The 17398-nt window shown below is 71.1% G+C and carries 14 protein-coding genes; 6 read left to right on the top strand and 8 right to left on the bottom strand.

Annotated elements, in window-relative coordinates; all coding sequences use genetic code 11:
- The first annotated feature begins 226 nt into the window (after window positions 1–226).
- Window positions 227–2491 (top strand): protein kinase, encoded by a 2265-nt coding sequence (locus MTQ01_RS09440; protein WP_247488527.1) that lies wholly within the window; start codon window positions 227–229, stop codon window positions 2489–2491.
- Between the two features lies 1 nt (window position 2492).
- A complete protein-coding gene (locus MTQ01_RS09435; protein WP_247488525.1) occupies window positions 2493–4994 on the top strand; it encodes a protein kinase in 2502 nt (833 codons plus the stop codon).
- Window positions 4995–5085: 91 nt separating this feature from the next.
- Here MTQ01_RS09435 and MTQ01_RS09430 read toward each other — a convergent pair whose 3' ends face one another.
- Window positions 5086–5661 carry a restriction endonuclease gene (locus MTQ01_RS09430; RefSeq protein ID WP_247489175.1) on the bottom strand — a complete coding sequence of 192 codons (576 nt, stop codon included), beginning with the start codon at window positions 5659–5661 and terminating at the stop codon, window positions 5086–5088.
- A gap of 426 nt (window positions 5662–6087) precedes the next feature.
- Here MTQ01_RS09430 and MTQ01_RS09425 point away from each other — a divergent pair, with 426 nt between their 5' ends.
- Both MTQ01_RS09425 and MTQ01_RS09420 read left to right on the top strand, forming a co-directional pair.
- Window positions 6088–6435 (top strand): hypothetical protein, encoded by a 348-nt coding sequence (locus MTQ01_RS09425; RefSeq protein ID WP_247488522.1) that lies wholly within the window; start codon window positions 6088–6090, stop codon window positions 6433–6435.
- Window positions 6436–6680: 245 nt separating this feature from the next.
- Window positions 6681–7037 (top strand): hypothetical protein, encoded by a 357-nt coding sequence (locus MTQ01_RS09420; RefSeq protein ID WP_247488520.1) that lies wholly within the window; start codon window positions 6681–6683, stop codon window positions 7035–7037.
- Window positions 7038–7263: 226 nt separating this feature from the next.
- Here MTQ01_RS09420 and MTQ01_RS09415 read toward each other — a convergent pair whose 3' ends face one another.
- The 3 genes from MTQ01_RS09415 to glnA form a co-directional block, all read right to left on the bottom strand.
- Window positions 7264–8406 (bottom strand): Fic family protein, encoded by a 1143-nt coding sequence (locus MTQ01_RS09415; protein WP_247488518.1) that lies wholly within the window; start codon window positions 8404–8406, stop codon window positions 7264–7266.
- A gap of 179 nt (window positions 8407–8585) precedes the next feature.
- Window positions 8586–9095, bottom strand: coding sequence for a GNAT family N-acetyltransferase (locus tag MTQ01_RS09410; RefSeq protein ID WP_247489173.1), 510 nt, complete (start codon window positions 9093–9095; stop codon window positions 8586–8588).
- A gap of 258 nt (window positions 9096–9353) precedes the next feature.
- Window positions 9354–10769: a type I glutamate--ammonia ligase gene (gene glnA / locus MTQ01_RS09405; RefSeq protein WP_247488516.1), complete on the bottom strand. Its 1416-nt coding sequence runs from the start codon at window positions 10767–10769 to the stop codon at window positions 9354–9356.
- A gap of 313 nt (window positions 10770–11082) precedes the next feature.
- Between glnA and MTQ01_RS09400 the strand changes: the two genes are divergently transcribed.
- Entirely contained in the window at window positions 11083–11550 is a 468-nt protein-coding gene (locus MTQ01_RS09400; RefSeq protein WP_247488515.1) for an RDD family protein, read from the top strand.
- Window positions 11551–11819: 269 nt separating this feature from the next.
- On the opposite strand, the gene MTQ01_RS09395 is transcribed toward MTQ01_RS09400, so the two are convergent.
- The 4 genes from MTQ01_RS09395 to lipB form a co-directional block, all read right to left on the bottom strand.
- Window positions 11820–12506 (bottom strand): DUF4191 domain-containing protein, encoded by a 687-nt coding sequence (locus tag MTQ01_RS09395; RefSeq protein ID WP_247488512.1) that lies wholly within the window; start codon window positions 12504–12506, stop codon window positions 11820–11822.
- 9 nt (window positions 12507–12515) lie between these two features.
- Window positions 12516–12716 carry a hypothetical protein gene (locus MTQ01_RS09390; protein ID WP_247488510.1) on the bottom strand — a complete coding sequence of 67 codons (201 nt, stop codon included), beginning with the start codon at window positions 12714–12716 and terminating at the stop codon, window positions 12516–12518.
- Window positions 12717–13136: 420 nt separating this feature from the next.
- Window positions 13137–14078, bottom strand: coding sequence for a lipoyl synthase (gene lipA / locus MTQ01_RS09385; RefSeq protein WP_247488508.1), 942 nt, complete (start codon window positions 14076–14078; stop codon window positions 13137–13139).
- A gap of 452 nt (window positions 14079–14530) precedes the next feature.
- Window positions 14531–15325 carry a lipoyl(octanoyl) transferase LipB gene (lipB, locus tag MTQ01_RS09380; RefSeq protein WP_247488506.1) on the bottom strand — a complete coding sequence of 265 codons (795 nt, stop codon included), beginning with the start codon at window positions 15323–15325 and terminating at the stop codon, window positions 14531–14533.
- Window positions 15326–15599: 274 nt separating this feature from the next.
- Here lipB and MTQ01_RS09375 point away from each other — a divergent pair, with 274 nt between their 5' ends.
- Entirely contained in the window at window positions 15600–17066 is a 1467-nt protein-coding gene (locus MTQ01_RS09375) for a regulator (RefSeq protein WP_247488503.1), read from the top strand.
- Window positions 17067–17398: the final 332 nt, after the last annotated feature.

Genomic DNA, 17398 nt, shown 5'->3' with positions numbered 1-17398 from the left:
CGGCCTTCGCACGTCCGCCCCCGCGCACACGCGGGGCGTGTCCACCGGCAACGCGCAGCCACCGGGCACGCGTGTCCGCCGGGCACGCGTGCGCACCTGAGGCCGTGGGGCGGGCGCCGCCCGGCGGCATCCCCAAGAGCCGTGCGGCGGCGGGTGGTTGGGCCGATACGCCCGTACCCGCCCGGCCACTGGCAGTAATCTGACGGCTTCACGTCTTGGGGGTGCGATGAAGCAGTTGGGGGACGCGGACCCGCGTCGGGTCGGCCCGTACACCTTGCTCGGCAGGCTCGGCGCGGGCGGTATGGGCGCCGTCTACCTGGGGCGTTCGGCCGGTGGGCGAACGGTCGCGGTGAAGGTCGTACGGCTGGAACTCGCCGAGGACGACGCGTTCCGGGACCGCTTCCGGCACGAGGTGTCGGCCGCGCGCAGGGTCTCCGGGGGTTTCACCGCCGCCGTCGTGGACGCGGACGTCGAGGCGGCGGTGCCGTGGATGGCAACCACCTTCGTACCCGGCGTCGCGCTGGACAAGGCAGTGCGCGAGCGCGGGCCGCTGCCCGAGCGCACCCTGTGGACGCTGACTGCCGGTGTCGCCGAAGCCCTGGTCAGCGTGCACGAGGCCGGGCTGATCCACCGGGACCTCAAGCCGGCCAATGTGCTCCTCGCCCTCGACGGGCCGCACGTCATCGACTTCGGCATCGCCCGGGCCGTCGACGGCACCGCGCTGACCTCCACCGGAGCGGTGATCGGCTCGGCGCCGTACATGTCGCCGGAACAGGCCGTCGGTTCGCCCCTGACCGAGGCGAGCGACGTCTTCTCGCTGGCCTCGACGATCGCCCACGCCGCGCGCGGCGACAGCCTCTACGGCGACGGGGCCGCCGCGGCGGTGCTGTTCCGGATCGTGCACACCGAGCCCGATCTCGCCCGACTGCCCGCCGGGCTGCGGGAGTTGCTCGCCTCGTGCCTGGCGCAGGACCCCGCCGCCCGCCCGACGCCTCGCGAGATCTGCGACGCCGTCGAACGGGCGGGCGCCCCGCTGACGTCCGCCAGTTGGCTGCCCGACGAGGTGGCCCGCGACGTGGTGGCGCTGCGTTCGGTCATGACCGCGCTGCCCGCTCCCGCTCCCGAGCCCGACGCCGACGCCGACGCCGATGCCGATGGCGCGACGGACCCGCCGACGGTGCTGCTGGGCCGCCCGTCGAAGGAGAACGACCCCTCGCCCGTCGCCGACCGGCGCGGCCCCTCCCGACGGGTGCTGCTCCTCGGAGCCGCCGGCGGCGCCCTCGCGGCGGGCGGGCTCGGAGCCTGGTTCACCCTCGGCGACGAGGACGGCGGTCCCGGCTCGGGCAAGTCCGGTGCGGAGAAGCCGATTCGGCGCCCGGCGGCGGACGACGTCCGGGAGGCGACACTCGCCTGGAAGGTCAAGAGCGCCGAGCCCTGTCCGCAGGTGCTGTGCGCGAAGGACGTGGTGCTGGGTGTGTCGCTGCGCCAGGTCGTCGCGCTGGACGGCGACGGCAAGCAGAAGTGGTCGGTCAACCCCGCCGACCCGCAGACCACCTTCGCGCTCTCCGGGACGATGCCCAAGACCGTCGCCGCGCTGGACGGCGACCGTCTCTACGTGGGCGGCATGTCGGTGACCCTCGACGGCGTCGGCCCCGCCGTCACCGCGGTCGACCTGACCGAGGCGAAATCGCTGTGGACGACGAGGCTCGACCGGGAGCACACCTCGGGCGTCCACGCACTCGCCGGGGTGCGGGACGGCAAGGTGTACACCTTGGGCTTCGGCGACGGCCGCGAGGACGGCTCCGCCTCCTCCGGGTCCCACGTCTGGTGCCTGGACGCCGCCGACCGCAAGACCACCTGGTTCCACGGCGAGAAGGACCACGTCCTGTGGTCCGCACTGCCCTCCGGCAGCGGGACGGTCGTCCTCGCCGGCTCGGAGCGGACAGCCGCGCTCGATTCGCGGGGCGAGACCGACTGGAGCGAGAAGGCACGCTCGCACTCGGTCTTCGCCTTCGGCCCGCACTTCGTCCACAGCACCACCGACGGTCGTACGACCCTGCGCGACACCGCCGGCAAGAAGCTGTGGAGCACGACCGGCCTGGTCGCCTCCGCACGCGGCGACGGCATGGCCACCGGAGAGAAGGAGACCCTGCTCTACGTGCTGCGCGCGGACGACGACGGAGGAGCCACGCTGCGCGCGCTGGATCGCGACAGCGGCAAGGCGTCCTGGCAGGCGCCGCTGCCCGCTCTGCGCAAGGACGGCAAACTCGGCGCCGCACGACTGCTGCACTCCGACGGGAACCTCTACAGCATGGACAACGACGGCGTCGTCTGGGCCTTCAACTCCTCGAGCGGAAAGCCCCGTTGGAAGTACTCCGGCTTCCGCGGCACCGATCCGCTCAAACTCGTCTGGCACGCGGCCCACGGCCGACTCGCCCTCTGCGACCCGACCGCGACGACCATCGCCGTACTGCACGCGAACGGAGCCTGACATGGAGCCGCTCTCTCCCGACGACCCCACCCGCATCGGTCCGTACACACTCCTCGGCCGACTGGGCGCCGGCGGCATGGGCTCGGTCCACCTCGGCCGCTCCAGCGGCGGCCGCACGGTCGCGGTGAAGCTGATCCGGCCCGAACTCGCCGACGACGAGGGGTTCCGCGCGCGCTTCAGGGCGGAGGTCTCCGCCGCGCGGGCCGTCTCGGGGGCGTTCACCGCGCCGGTGGTGGCCGCCGATCCGGACGCGGAGGTGCCGTGGATGGCGACCGCGTTCGTACCGGGCGTCTCCCTCCACCGGGCGGTGACCGACCACGGGCCGCTGCCGGAGTCCGCGCTGCGTTCGCTGCTCGCCGGGATCGCCGAGGCACTGGTCAACATCCACGCGGCAGGTCTGACCCACCGCGACCTCAAGCCCGCCAACGTGCTCCTGGCGCTCGACGGCCCCCACGTCATCGACTTCGGCATCGCCCGCGCCGCCGACGGCACCGCGCTGACGGCGGCCGGCACGGTGCTCGGCACCCCCTCGTACATGTCGCCCGAGCAGGCGCGCGCCGGTGAGGTCACCACCGCCGCGGACGTGTTCTCGCTCGGCGCGACCCTGGCCTTCGCCGCACGCGGCCACGGGCTCTTCGGCTCGCCCGGCGAACCGCCGCTGAGGGTGCTGCGCCGTGTGGCGGAAGAGGAACCCGACCTCGCGGCCGTACCGCCGAGTCTGCGACTGACCGTCGCGGCCTGCCTGGCCAAGTCCCCGCAGGACCGGCCGACGCCGGGTCAACTGGTGGAGTTCGTCCAGCAGTTGGCGGTACGCATCGAGCCGGGCAGCTGGCTGCCGCCGGCGATCGTCGCGGCGGTCGAGGAAGCGGCCGACGTGATGGCGCCGCGCGCCACCGACGCATCCGCATCCGCAGGCGCAGGCGGGGACGCGGGCGGGGCGGGGAGCCCGGCAGGCGGCGCAGGCGGGCCGTACGGCGTCGGCGGCGCAGGCGGACCGTACGGCGCGGGGCCGGCGGGAGCGCACGGCCCGTCCGCACCAGGAGTGGTTCCGCCGCCCCCGTCGCATCCGCCCGCCTCGCCACCGGATTCCGGGCGGCCCTCGCCCTCCCGGCGCGCTCTCGTTCTCGGGCTCGCGGCGGGCGCGGTCGCACTCGTCGGTGGCGGTGGCGCCGCGGTGGCGCTGTGGCCGCGCGGCGAGGAGCCCAACGGCCCCTCGGGCAAGGGCGGTTCGTCGTCCAAGGCGAATCTGGCCGACCCGGGGCGGTCGCTGAGCACCGAGACCGAGGCCAAGCCCCGCTGGTCCGTAACGGTCTCCGGCAACCTCACCGAGATCGGAGGCGCGGGCGAGACGGTCGTTGTCGGCGCGGGGAAGCAGATCCTCGCGTTCAGCCGGGAGGGTCGCGCACTGTGGGGGCCGAACCCGCTCGCCGCCGAGCTCAACACCGGCGGGATGGGCGGCAACGCCTTCGCGGTCGACGACAAGCACGTGTACGCCCTGGTGACCGCACCCTCCGATTCGACTTCCGGCCTCCCCTCCCGCGCGCTCAGAGCGGTCCGGCTGGAGACCGGCGAGACCGTGTGGACGGCGAAGGGCAAGACTTCCTCGGTCTCCATGGCGTGGGTGCCCGGAGTCCTCGGCGACACCGTCTACGTACGCGGCGACACCGCCCCGAAGATCGAGCTTCCCGACGACATCTCGGACTTCCCCACCGACCCCTCCGATCTCGCCTCCGGCTTTCCGAGCGGTCCCGCCGGAGGCAGATCGACGTTCGTCTGGGCCGTCAACACCGGTACGGGGAAGGTGGGTTGGGAGCGAAGTTTCAAGAACACCATGATGAACCAGACCTCTCTTCGCATCCCGTCCACCGGTCGGCGCCTGTTCTGGCTCGCCGACGCGGACATGCAGGGCACCGCGCCGCGGATGTCCGCGCTCGACGCCGACCGCGAGGGCCGTCAGCTGTGGGAACAGCCCGCACCGGGCGGCGGGCACATGGCCGGGACCGGACCCGAGGTCTTCATGCAGTCCTGGTTCGACGGCCCGCACACCTCCGCCGGCGGCCACTTCCTCTACCCGTCCAACAAGCTCTACGCGGTCGATCCGGAGAACGGCCAGGTCGCCTGGTCCTCAACCGAACGGATCGTCTACTACGCGGTGTGCGCCAACGCCGACGGCAGCACGGTGTTCGCCGCCGGGCCCGACCACCAGGGCAAGGTCCTCGTCCACGCGTTCGACGCCAGAACCGGCGACGTGCGATGGGCCGGCCACGTCCCCACGCTCACCACGGGCTCCGTGGCCATCCGCTGCGCCGACGACACCGCGTACCTGTGGACGAACGGCAGGGTGTGGGCGCTCGACGAGGAGGACGGCAGAGCGCGTTGGCACTTCGACTTCCGCGCCGGCACCTCTCCGCTGTCGGAGCCGGTCGCCATGTGGGCGGGCGGCGGCCTCCTCTACGGCCCGGGCGAGGACGGCCTCACCGCCGTGACGACGAGGGGGAGTTGACCAACTCGCACCTGACGTGTGGCGATTGACCAACACCCGCGCGCCAGGCCGATTTTGACGCGCCGTCAGTTGCGCACTGCCGGAACGGCGTTCACGCACGGTAGGTCTCCTTCCACCGCCGGCGGTGGCGGCGGTCCCCCTGCCCGGATCCGTTCATCGGCAGCAGCTCGGGGAGCGGGGTGCCGGTGTTCCACTGGCCGAGCAGGTCACGGTGGACGGCGAGCACCCCGTGGCGCACGGCGAGCGCCATGGCGGGCTTGCTGAAGGTGCAGGTCGCCACGAACACCGCAACATCTGCGCCGTGGTGCAGATAGGCGGTGCCGACGAACTTCTGCATGTCGCCGCTGGGCACGTACCGGTGCGGCGCATAGTGCTTGCACTGCACGACCAGGCGCCGACCGTCCGGCAGCACCGCCATCACGTCGGCCCCCAAGTCGCCGGACTTCCCGCTCACTTCGACGTTCCGGCAACCGTCCCGCCGACAGAGCCACGCGATGTAGCGCTCGAACTCCTGCCAGCTCATCGCGTCCACCTCGGCCAACGATCTGCGACCGGCCGCACGCCCCTCCTCGTCCCGGCGCGCCCGCTCCCCCACACGCAGCAGCCGATCCGTCCGCCACAACCACCACACCAGCCCGCCGACGGAGCCACCGACCGCAGCCGCCAGCACGTACGGCCACACCGTCGACCAGTTCACCACCAGCACGGCGAGCCCCACCAACACCGCCAGTGCCACGTTCCGACGGGCCTCGCGGCGACGCCTCGCCGCCGACCGCCTCCTGCGTTTCGCAACCAACCAACTCTCCGCTCTCACCGCCCGGTTGCGCCCATCCTCACCAGCTCCGACCGGTCCGGAAAGGCCGCAGATCCGGCCGCACGCAGGATGTTCAAGCCATCCCGCCGGCGGCAATCGCCAACCCCGTCGCGCAGCGCCGAAAGCTGCGATACCGTCTCCATAGACACGCGTGTAAGACGCTTGTCCAACTCTCGCGTGCCGCGACGAGAGTGGGGGGCACCACCCGACCCGCCCCAGAGACACAGGCGGGGATCGACGAAGCACCGCGGCACGACCGACAGAACAAAGGGGAGACAGATGACATCCAGCAGACGGCTGACCACCGCCCTCGCGGCGACCGCCCTTCTGGGCGCGAGCCTGCTGACCACCACCGGTACCGCATCCGCATCCGCACCGACCCAGGCGGGCAACCCGTCGGTCCAGTGCACCAAGTACGTGGCCGTCGAGGACCTGAACATCCGCGCGCAGCCCTCGTCCGGCTCCACGTTCCGCGGCACCCTCAAGAGGGGTGAGTCGATCTGCGGCACACCGTCCAAGTCGGGGAGCAGCTACACCGCCTGCGGCAAGACCAGCGCGAAGTGGATGTACTTCTCGCACAAGACCAAGGGCAGGGGCCACGTCGTCGCCACCTGCCTCAAGGGCTGACCGACACCACCCGGAACACCCGCAGCACTCGCACTCCACCGCGCCGCCGTGCCTGCCGCAACACGCGGAGCACGGCGGACCGCGGGCTGCGCAGCGCCCACCACCATTCCGCCCCACACCGCCTGCACGCCAACTCGGCCCGCCCGCGCCCGACTTCACCGTCCGTCGAAGTCGACCCCGGAGCCCGGCCGGGCAACCGCATGCCCACGCCGGGGCGGATCACCCACATCGAAGGAGAGACTCCGATGACCAACAGACGGAAACTGGCCACCGTCCTCACCACCGCCGCCCTCCTCACCACCGGCACCCTCGCCACCGCCGGCACCGCAACAGCCACCACCACCGACGGACCCCAGGGTCCGCCGATCTGCCGCGGCTACGTGGCCATGACCGACACACACATCCGGACGGTGCCGTCGACCACCGGCACGAGCCTGGGCACTCAGAAGAAGGGCACCAACGTCTGCGGATCGAGCCCGATCGTCGGCGACAAGTACACGGCGTGCAAGCAGACCAGCCATCAGTGGATCAAGGTCTACCGCAACAGCAAGCTCTACGGATACGTGGCCGCCGCCTGCATGGCGAACATGCCCGAGTCGTAACCACCCAGCCCGACAACAGCCCTGCTGCCCGCCTTCCCCGAGAGGCGGGCAGCAGCGCCCCCACTCCCCTCGCAACCCCGGCCACCTGGCCGGGTATCACCCGAAACTCTGCGGTCCGACGCCCACGGTCAGCTGCCCGCTGCCCCGCAGAACTATGTTCGATGAGCGACAAGAACCTCGCCACCTCCGGCGGCCACAGGTCGCAGGTCCGACCAGACTCCTGCCCCTACCGCCGCCCGTAGGGTTCGGTCAGCGTCATCGGTGTGCGGGCGAGGTCCAACGCCCTCTCGGGAAAATTCGGTCCGGCCAGGTAGTAGCGCGCCCGAGTACGTCCAACCGGCTCCAGAATGCCGGCACTCACCAGATCCCGCAGGTCCCGCTGCGCCTGCTGACGGCTGAGCCCTTCGGCCTGCTCGTACCGTGAGCGCCGTACGCGGCCCGCGAGCGCCACGTCGTGCAGTGCCGCCAACACCCTTTCGTCCAGGCCGCCTTGGTCACCGAACTTGGCAAGAGCGCTCCAGACGCGACCGGAACGGTCCAGCCTCCCCTGCACCGTCTGCGCCTGTTGGTGGTACGCGGTCAGATTGAACCGGATCCAGCTGCGCACATCCTGGTCCGGCACATAGGTGGCACCGCGGTCGGCCAGCTCGCGGTAGTACTCCCAGGTGTTTCCGGGCCGGCCCAGCCACGCCTCGATCGAGGTGAACTCCGGCGCCAGCACTCCCTCTCGCGCGATCAGCAGCGTCTGGAGGCTCCGCGACATCCTGCCGTTGCCGTCCGCCCAGGGATGGATGGAGACAAGGTGCAGGTGCGCCATCGCCGCACGTACCAGCAGATGCGCATCGCCATCGGCGTCGTTGAGCCATTCGACGAGCTCCCCCATCAGTCCGGGAACTGCGCTCGCGTCCGGGGCGGTATAGGCGGCAATGCTCGCGTCGCGAGCATCCGTGACATAGACCGGACCGGTACGCCACTGTCCTGCCGGCTTGCGCTGGCTGTGACGGTGCCCCTGCAGCATCCAGTGCAACGCGTTCAGCTGACCCTTGCCGTAGCTGAAGTCCTCGGCTCCGTGCAGGGTTTGGATGTACGACATCATCCGCTGGTAGGCGAGGGTCTCCTCGCGGTTCTCCTCCGAGACCTCGACGTCCCGCTCACCAGCGGACAGATCCTCCACATCAACCGTGGAGACCTTGAAACCCTCGATCGAATTCGAGGCGGCGATGGCATCCGCGATGAGGAACTTGCGCAGCCCCGCGGTCCGCTTGGCCGGAGCAGAGCGCACCTGACGCCGCAGATCACCCTGCATACGGTCGACCTCGGCAAGCACGCGCTCGTCCTCTGCGCCGAGGCCTGGTGTCGGATACAGCATGCGGTCAGAATGCTTTGACTCAATCATTGCGTCAAAGGATGTCCCCACCGGTGCAGCTCTTCCTCCCTCCTGCGATTCGCCGAGCAACGGGGCCACGTCGTCCCCTCACGTCTGGGACGGGGTGGGCGCAAGCCGGGAGCACGCCCCGGCAGAGCTCGTCCTGACGACGCGGGAAAGTGCTAGCGGTCTTCCACCGGGCTGACGTAGCAGGTTGCCTGCATGCTCCGACCATCGCCGTAGCGGTGTTCCGCCGTGCCGATCGGTCGCCATCCGAGCCGTTCGTACAGTCGCTTCGCCGCCTGGTCCTTGGCGAGCACGTCGAGCACCAGACGCTGCCCCTGCTCGTGGCCGTAGCCCATGGCGGCACGTACGAGCCGTTCCCCGACAGCACGGCGCCGTGCTTTCCGCAGTACGAAGAGCCTCGCCAGGACGAGGAGTTGCGCCTGGCTCTCTCCGCTCCGCTCGGCCCACAGCACGGCGGCCGCTTCCCCTCGGGGCCGGACAAGAGCTACGTGCCCGGTGATCTCGCCGCCGCTGTCGGCCACCCACGCCTGTCGCACACGGACCGACCTGAGCCAGGATTCCGGCGCGCTCACGCCCTCGACCGGATACCCGTCCGTCCCATGAACCTCGATCAACGCCTTCGCGGCACCGGGCAGGTCGGACTCCCGAAAAGGTCGCACGTCCATGAGATCCACGAGTTCTCCCCACTCTCCGAGCCGGGCAGCCGGAACAGCAGCCCGGTCAAGTCTGCTCCGTCAACAGCCCGGTGAATGCGCGCACTTGTGCCCGGCCGTCCATCAGTGCCCGCCGGCGGCCGAGAGCGCACATCGCCGGCGACCCGCACAGCGAAACGGCCGTGGGCCGCACCTCCCGGACTGGGAAGTGCGGCCCACGGCGCGTGCACGGCCCAGGTCAGAGAGAAGACGCTCTGACCTGCGAGCTTCCTAGAGGTCGAAGTAGAGCTCGAACTCGTGGGGGTGGGGGCGGAGTTGCATCGGGGCGATCTCGTGGGTGCGCTTGTAGTCGATCCACGTCTCGATGAGGTCGGTGGTGAACACACCGCCTGCGAGCAGGTACTCGTGGTCGGCCTCGAGGGCGTCGAGGACCGCCGGGAGGGAGGTGGGGACCTGGGCGACGTCGGCGTGCTCGTCGGGGGCGAGCTCGTAGAGGTCCTTGTCGATCGGCTCGGCCGGCTCGATCTTGTTCTTGATGCCGTCCAGGCCCGCCATCAGGAGCGCGGCGAAGGCCAGGTACGGGTTGGAGGACGGGTCCGGGGCGCGGAACTCCACGCGCTTGGCCTTGGGGTTGGCGCCGGTGATCGGGATGCGCATCGCGGCGGAGCGGTTGCGCTGGCTGTACACCATGTTGACCGGGGCCTCGAAGCCCGGGACCAGACGGTGGTACGAGTTGATCGTCGGGTTGGTGAAGGCCAGCAGCGACGGGGCGTGCTTGAGGATGCCGCCGATGTAGTGGCGTGCGGTGTCCGAGAGGCCGGCGTAGCCCGCCTCGTCGTAGAACAGGGGCTCGCCCGCGGTCCACAGGGACTGGTGGACGTGCATGCCCGAGCCGTTGTCTCCGAAGATCGGCTTCGGCATGAAGGTGGCGGTCTTGCCGTTGCGCCAGGCGACGTTCTTGACGATGTACTTGAACAGCATCAGGTCGTCGGCGGCGGCGAGCAGGGTGTTGAACTTGTAGTTGATCTCGGCCTGCCCGGCGGTGCCCACCTCGTGGTGCTGGCGCTCGACCTCCAGGCCGGCCTCCTCCAGCTCCAGCGAGATCTCGGCGCGCAGGTCGGCGAAGTGGTCGACGGGCGGGGCGGGGAAGTAGCCGCCCTTGTAGCGGACCTTGTAGCCGCGGTTGCCGCCGTCCTCGATGGCGCCGGTGTTCCAGGCGCCCGCCTCGGAGTCGATGTGGTAGTAGCCGGCGTTGGCCTTGGTCTCGAAGCGCACGTCGTCGAAGACGTAGAACTCCGCCTCGGGGCCGAAGAACGCGGTGTCGGCGATACCGGAGGAGGCGAGGTACGCCTCGGCCTTCTTCGCCACGTTCCGCGGGTCACGGCTGTACTGCTCGCCGGTGATCGGGTCGTGGATGAAGAAGTTGATGTTGAGCGTCTTGTCCTTGCGGAACGGGTCGAGGCGCGCGGTGGAGATGTCGGCGACCAGCGCCATGTCCGACTCGTGGATGGCCTGGAAACCGCGGATCGAGGATCCGTCGAACATCAGGTTCTCGGTCGGGTCGAAGGTCTTGGCCGGCACCGTGAAGTGCTGCATGATGCCGGGCAGGTCGCAGAAACGAACGTCGACGAACTTCACGTCGTTGTCCGCGATGAACGTCTTCAGCTCGTCGGCGTTCTGGAACATCCAAGTCCTCCTAGGCCCGCCGCGCGAGGACGGGGTTTGCAGCTCTTTTCGCAGTGCCAGTGCGGTGGCCTGCGGGCTTGACCCTAGGCATACGGGATTTCTCTCGCATGACCCAGTTGTTTCGCCGGTGTTAACCGACGAGCGGCCCCATTTGCCGCCTTTCGGGGAGCCGGGCGGAAGGCTTCGATCAGCGGTTCCCCGCCCTCGCCGTCCACCCGTCGTCACCGTCCTGCTGCGAGTCTCCGACCGGCGGCGGAGCACCGCAAGCCCGGGCGGCGTACGATGCTCCGCGCCCGCGCGCTACCGTGGACGGGTGGACAATCGGCAGGTACTTGGATCGTGGCTCTCCGGCCCCCGTGCGGCAGCGGAGCAGATGGGCGTCGAGTTCGGCTACCGGGGCGAGCGCCTCGGTCTGCCCAAGGAGGGGCCCGGCTCGGTCGCCGCTCCGGGCCGCCGCATCGCGGCGATCTTCGTCGACTGGTTCCTCTGCCTGCTGATCGCGTTCGCCATGCTGAGCGGGGGCGAGGCGCAGTCGACGAGCAACTGGACGCTGGTCGTCTTCGGCGTCATGACGTTCCTCACCGTCGGCACGCTCGGATTCACGCCGGGCAAGCGCGTGTTGGGGCTGCGTGTGATCGCGCTGAACGGCGGCCGGCTCACCGTCCCCCGTGTGCTGGTGCGCACCGTGCTGCTGCTCCTGGTGATCCCCCCGCTGGTGTGGGACCGGGACGGCCGCGGCCTGCACGACCGCATCAGCGGCGCCGTCCAGGTGCGGATGTAGCACCCGCGCCGAGCGCCTGACAGCTCCGGTGGCTCGGAGGTCGCGCACCGTGGGCCGCGGGCTTCCCCGCCGACCCGTGGCCGCGCGGCGGCGTACGGCGTCCGCGGACGGTCGACGCACAGTGCGTGCCGCCCTGCCCACTCCACGAGCCGCCGACGCGAGCGGGCAGTGGGCGGACCGGGGCCGGAGACAGCAGGCCGGTGGGTGGAGACAGAGAAGCGGGGTGGGGACGGTCGAACCGTCCCCACCCCGCTTCGCGTCGTGGGTGATCAGCGCGGCGGCGCCTTCGGCATCTTCATTCCCTTGGGCATCGGGCCCTTGGGCATCGGCATATTGCTCATCAGATCGCCGACGGCGCGCAGCCGGTCGTTGACCTCGGTGACCTGACCGCCGGGAAGCACCCGGGGCTTCTTGACGATGGTCTGCCGCAGCTTGCGCAGCGGCACCTGGCCCTCGTCGTTGCCGACGACGATCGGGTGCACCGGGACGTCGCCGAGCAGCCGCGACATCTTCTTCTTCTCCGCGTTGAGCAGACCGCGGACTCTGTTGGGGTTGCCCTCGGCGACCAGCACCACGCCGGGCTTGCCGACGACACGGTGGATCACGTCCTGGTTCCGGTTCATCGCCACCGCGGGGGTGACGACCCAGCCTCGGCCGATCCGGTCGAGCACCGCTGCAGCCGCTCCCGGTTGGCCCTCCATCTGCCCGAAGGCCGACTTCTCGGCACGCCGTCCGAAGACGATCGCCGTAGCGAGGAAGGCCAGCAGGAAGCCCAGGATGCCCAGATAGATCGGGTGCCCGATCAAGAAACCGATACCGAGGAGCACACCGAAGGTGACCAGGCCGACACCCAGCAGAATCAGACCGATCCAGCGATCGGTCCGCTTGGTCATCTTGTAGGTGAGGGCGATCTGCTTGAGTCGCCCGGGGTTCTCGGAATTTTCCTTCCTCGCCATGGGAAGAGTTTACGTCGCCACCGAAGCACCTTCAGCCGCGGCCTCGAGCACATGCTCGGTCTCGGTCCGCACACGTGCCCTGCTGCGGTCCTCCAGCACGGCGTTCCAGGCGTTTCGCCGGGCCGTCTGCTGCTCGCCGCGCATCAGGACGGACTCGAGAGCGCGCAGCGCTCCGGCGAGGGACGGACGGACAGGAACGGCAGCCGACATGGCGGTGATCCCCTTCGAGGGCACGGGCGGGAGCGGACGGGCGGTACGGGTACTGCGGGCGGTGCGGGTACTGACGGGCGGCACGGGTACTGCGGGCGGTGCGGATGCGACGGGCCGGTACTGGGCGGAGCACCAAGACCACGGCGCACACTTTGTGTTGCTAAAGCATCACCCTCTGGTGTTACCACCAGATGTCGTCGCGGTCAAAAGGCTCGAAAGGAACTGAGCCGCGCGTCACACCGGAACGCGCCACACCAAGACTGGTGCCCCGCACGCCACTTCGCGCGCGAAGGTCACCCGGGCACCGCACGCACCACGCACGCGGCACCCGCACGGTGGTGGTGCGGGTGCCGCGTGCGTCGCGGTGTCGTACGAGGGGTGCGGGACTCAGGCGGCCCGGCCTCGGTCGCCTCGCGGGGCTCAGGCGGCCTCGGTCGCCTCGCGGCGCTCGACGGCCTGCTTGTACAGCCGGCCCGCGCGGTAGGAGGAGCGGACGAGGGGACCGGACATGACGCCCGCGTAACCCATCTCCTCGGCCTCCTGCTGGAGCTCGACGAACTCCTGCGGCTTCACCCAGCGCTCGACCGGGTGGTGGCGCGGGCTGGGGCGCAGGTACTGGGTGATGGTGATCAGCTCGCAGCCGGCCTCATGCAGGTCGCGGAGCGCCTCGCTGACCTCCTCGCGGGTCTCGCCCAGGCCCAGGATGAGGTTGGACTTGGTGACCAGCCCGTCCTCGCGCGCCCTGGTGATGACCTCCAGGGACCGCTCGTAGCGGAAGGCGGGGCGGATGCGCTTGAAGATCCGGGGCACCGTCTCGACGTTGTGCGCGAGCACCTCGGGGCGCGAGGAGAAGACCTCGGCGAGCTGCTCGGGGACCGCGTTGAAGTCGGGGATCAGCAGCTCGACGCCGGTCTCGGGCATCCTGGCGTGGATCTGGCGCACCGTCTCGGCGTAGAGCCAGGCACCGCCGTCCTCCAGGTCGTCCCGCGCAACGCCGGTGATGGTCGCGTAGCGCAGCTCCATCTGCTCGACGGACTCGGCGACCCGACGCGGCTCGTCCCGGTCGAACTCGGCGGGCTTGCCGGTGTCGATCTGGCAGAAGTCGCAGCGCCTGGTGCACTGTTCACCGCCGATGAGGAAGGTGGCCTCGCGGTCCTCCCAGCACTCGAAGATGTTGGGACAGCCCGCCTCCTGGCACACCGTGTGCAGTCCCTCGCGCTTGACCAGGGACTGGAGTGCGTTGTACTCCGGGCCCATCTTGGCTCGGGTCTTGATCCACTCCGGCTTGCGCTCGATGGGGGTCTGGCTGTTGCGGACCTCCAGGCGGAGCATCTTGCGACCGTCGGGTGCGACAGCGGACACGTCCGGCTCCCTCAAACTTTTGATTCTTCGGCTCAGACCAGAGTACGCCCACGGGTCTGCGGGACATCACCGGCGTCAACCCGCTTTAGCAAGGCCTCTATTCCCCGGACACACCCGGGCGGCGCCCCGCGGCTCGACCCGGAGCCGCCCTTCGGCGGCCCGTGGGCGCTCGTTCGCGCCCGACTTCGGCAGTACGGGTCGGTAGGGCTACAGCGGGTGCACTTCTCGGACGAGGAGGTGCACCCGGGGCGAACTGCGCGATGTGTCGTAGGTCATGTGCCCGGACCTGGCCGGGACGTACGTCATCTGCCGTACGTCCGGCTGTCCAAGTGCCCTGGTGCCTACGTCGTGTGCCCTGGGGAGGGTGCCCTACGCACAATTCCTCAGGGCAGTTGACGTCGGTGCGCCGATTCGGGTCCGCTCGCCGGACGCAGCGCGCGGGACGGTGCGCGTCAGCCGGCCCGGGTCAACTCGACGGACTCCAGCACCGTGCGCAGATGCCGCTCGACGGTCGGCAGCACCTCCTCGATCGGGACCTCGCGGCCCAGCTCGGCGGAGAGCGAGGTCACTCCGGCATCCCTGATGCCGCAGGGCACGATCCGGTCGAAACCGGTGTTGTCCGGGGCGCAGTTGAGAGAGAAGCCGTGCATCGTCACGCCCTTGGCGACGCGGATCCCGATCGCCGCGAGCTTGCGGTCCTCGCCGCGCTGGCCCGCGTTGGAGGGCGCGTACTCGGGGCCCATCAGCCGCGCGTCGTACTCCTCGTCGGGTGCGGGGGCGTCACCGATTCCGCCGGCCAGATCCAGCGACAGCCCGGCGCGGGCGGCCCGCTGCTCGACCGGGTCGCCGAGCACCCACACTCCGCTGCGCCCCTCGATCCGGGTCGCCTCCACACCGAAGTCGGCGCAGGTGAGCAGCAGTGCCTCCTCCAGCCGCCGGACGTGGGCGACGACGTCGACCGGCCGCGGCAGCTTCAGGATCGGGTAGCCGACGAGCTGGCCCGGCCCGTGCCAGGTGATCTTGCCGCCGCGGTCGACGTCGATCACCGGGGTCCCGTCCAGCGGACGCTCGCTGTCCTCGGTGCGGCGGCCCGCGGTGTAGACGGCCTGGTGCTCCAGCAGCAGGCAGGTGTCGGGGATCTCGTCGTCGATCCGGGCGGCGTGCACCTCTCGCTGGCGCTGCCAGGCGTCCCGGTACTCGACCGCCTCGTCGCCGAAGCCCAGACGGACAAAGCGCAGCTCGCTCACGACGGCTCCTCACCGTGCAGTCACACAGGCGCCGCCCGCGGCCGTCCGGCCGGGCCCCGCCTCCTCGTTCCGTCACTCTACGGCGCGCCGACAACCGGGCCGTCAGCACCCGAGAAGGGGCAGCTCACACGTACGGATGAATACCCCCGCATGCGGAAGAGGACCCATTGCGGGCCCGCTACATTCGCGCCGTTCACGCCGTTTCGCCCCGGACACCTGCTCCCGGGTTTCCCCGGCACGCGACCAAGCCGAGAGGCAGGAGACCCAAGCGTTGATGTCGACGGACCGACCCGCGCCACCGCGCACCCCCAACCGGCAGCTCGCCGCGCTCATCTCCGAGGCGGGCTTCTCCCACGCGGGGCTGGCGAGAAGGGTCGACCAGCTCGGCCTGGAGCACGGCCTTGACCTGCGCTACGACAAGACCTCCGTCACCCGCTGGCTGCGCGGCCAGCAACCGCGCGGCACGACACCGGCGTTGATCGCCGAGGTGTTCACCCGGCGGCTGGGGCGGCGGCTGACCGCGCAGGACCTGGGGCTGGACGCCTGCGCTCCGGTGTACGCGGGGCTGGAGTTCGCCGCGGGCCCGGGCGAGGCGATCGACATCGTCTCCGGGCTGTGGCGCAAGGACACCGGCCACCACGCGGAGCTGCGCAAGATCGCCTTCACCTCGGCGGGGCTGGTGGTGCCCAGCCGCGACTGGCTGATCGGACGGCCGGACGAGCGGGTGGCCAGCGTGCCCTCCCCCGCGCCCGCGCGGGTGCCCACCCAGGGCGGCCGGCCGGGTTCGCCGCCGGCGGCGCGCGCCGAGGCGTACCCGCTCCAGGAACGGGGCCCCGGCGAGCCGGTGACGCACGGGGACATCGCGGCGCTGCGCTCGGTGGGCGAGATGTTCCGGGCGCTGGACCAGGCGCACGGCGGCGGGCACGCCAGGCCCGCGCTGGTGCGCTATCTGGAGCTCGAGGTCGAGCCGATGCTGCGCGGCGTCTACGGCGAGCAGACCGGGCGCCGACTCTTCGGCGCCGCGGCGGAGTTGACACGGCTGGCGGGCTGGACCGCCTTCGACATCGCGGCGCACGGGCTGGCCCAGCGCTACTTCGTCCAGTCCCTGCGGCTGGCGCAGGCCGCGGCCGACCGCGGGTACGGCAGTTTCGTACTGGTGACGATGAGCCGGCAGGCGGTGCATCTGGGGCACGGCCGGGAGGCGGTGCAGCTGGCCCGGGTCGCCCAGCAGGGCGTGGGCGGCGCGGCTCCGCACGTCGTGCAGTCGCTGCTGCACTCGGCCGAGGCGCGCGGCCAGGCGGCGCTCGACGAGCCGCGCGCCGCCGAGGCCTCGTTGGCCAGAGCGGAGCAGGCGATGACCGACAGCAGGCCGAGCGAGGAAGTCCCGCACTGGGCACGGTACTTCGACGAGTCGCGGATGGCGGCGGACTTCGCGCACGCCTGCCTGGCGCTGCGTCAGTACCGCAGCGCGGCCACGTACGCGGAGAGGTCGCTGCGGCACAGCGGCGGCGACCGCGCACGGAACCGCCTGCTGTGTCAGGTGACGCTGGCCGCGGCGCGGCTGGGTCTGGGCGAGGTCGAGCCGGCCTGCACGCTGGCGCTGGAGGCGGCCCGGGCGGCGGTACACATGCGCTCGGCGCGGGCGATCGAGGCGGTGCGGGAGTTCGAGGCGCTGCTGGAGCCCTACCGCGACGCCCCGCCGGTGCGCGGCTACCGCGACCGCGTCGCCGCTCTGGGCTGAGGCGCCGCCCGCGCACAAGAAGCGGGGCCGGGCAGAGGCGCGGGGTGAGCAGGGCGCGGGCCCCGGCGGAGGCGCGGGGGTGGGCAGGGGCGCGGGCCCGGCGGCGAGCGGCCCGGGTGCGCGAACAGCCGTCGTTCTCCGGGGAGTTGAGTGGCGCCGGGTCGTCCGCGCCCGGCCGCGACGCCCCGGGCGGCGGCCGACTCCCCTGCGCCGCAACGGACTCGGCGCGGCGCAGGCACGGCCGCCCGCCGCGGAAGCGTCCCCGTCACATACGGCCCTCGGGCAGCGACGGCGCCGTGCCCGCCTGCTCGGCCGTCCGGCGTGCCGCTGCT

This window comes from Streptomyces sp. XM4193, from assembly GCF_023072595.1.
Taxonomy (GTDB): Bacteria; Actinomycetota; Actinomycetes; order Streptomycetales; family Streptomycetaceae; genus Streptomyces.
This window is presented reverse-complemented; position numbering and strand designations above follow the sequence as displayed.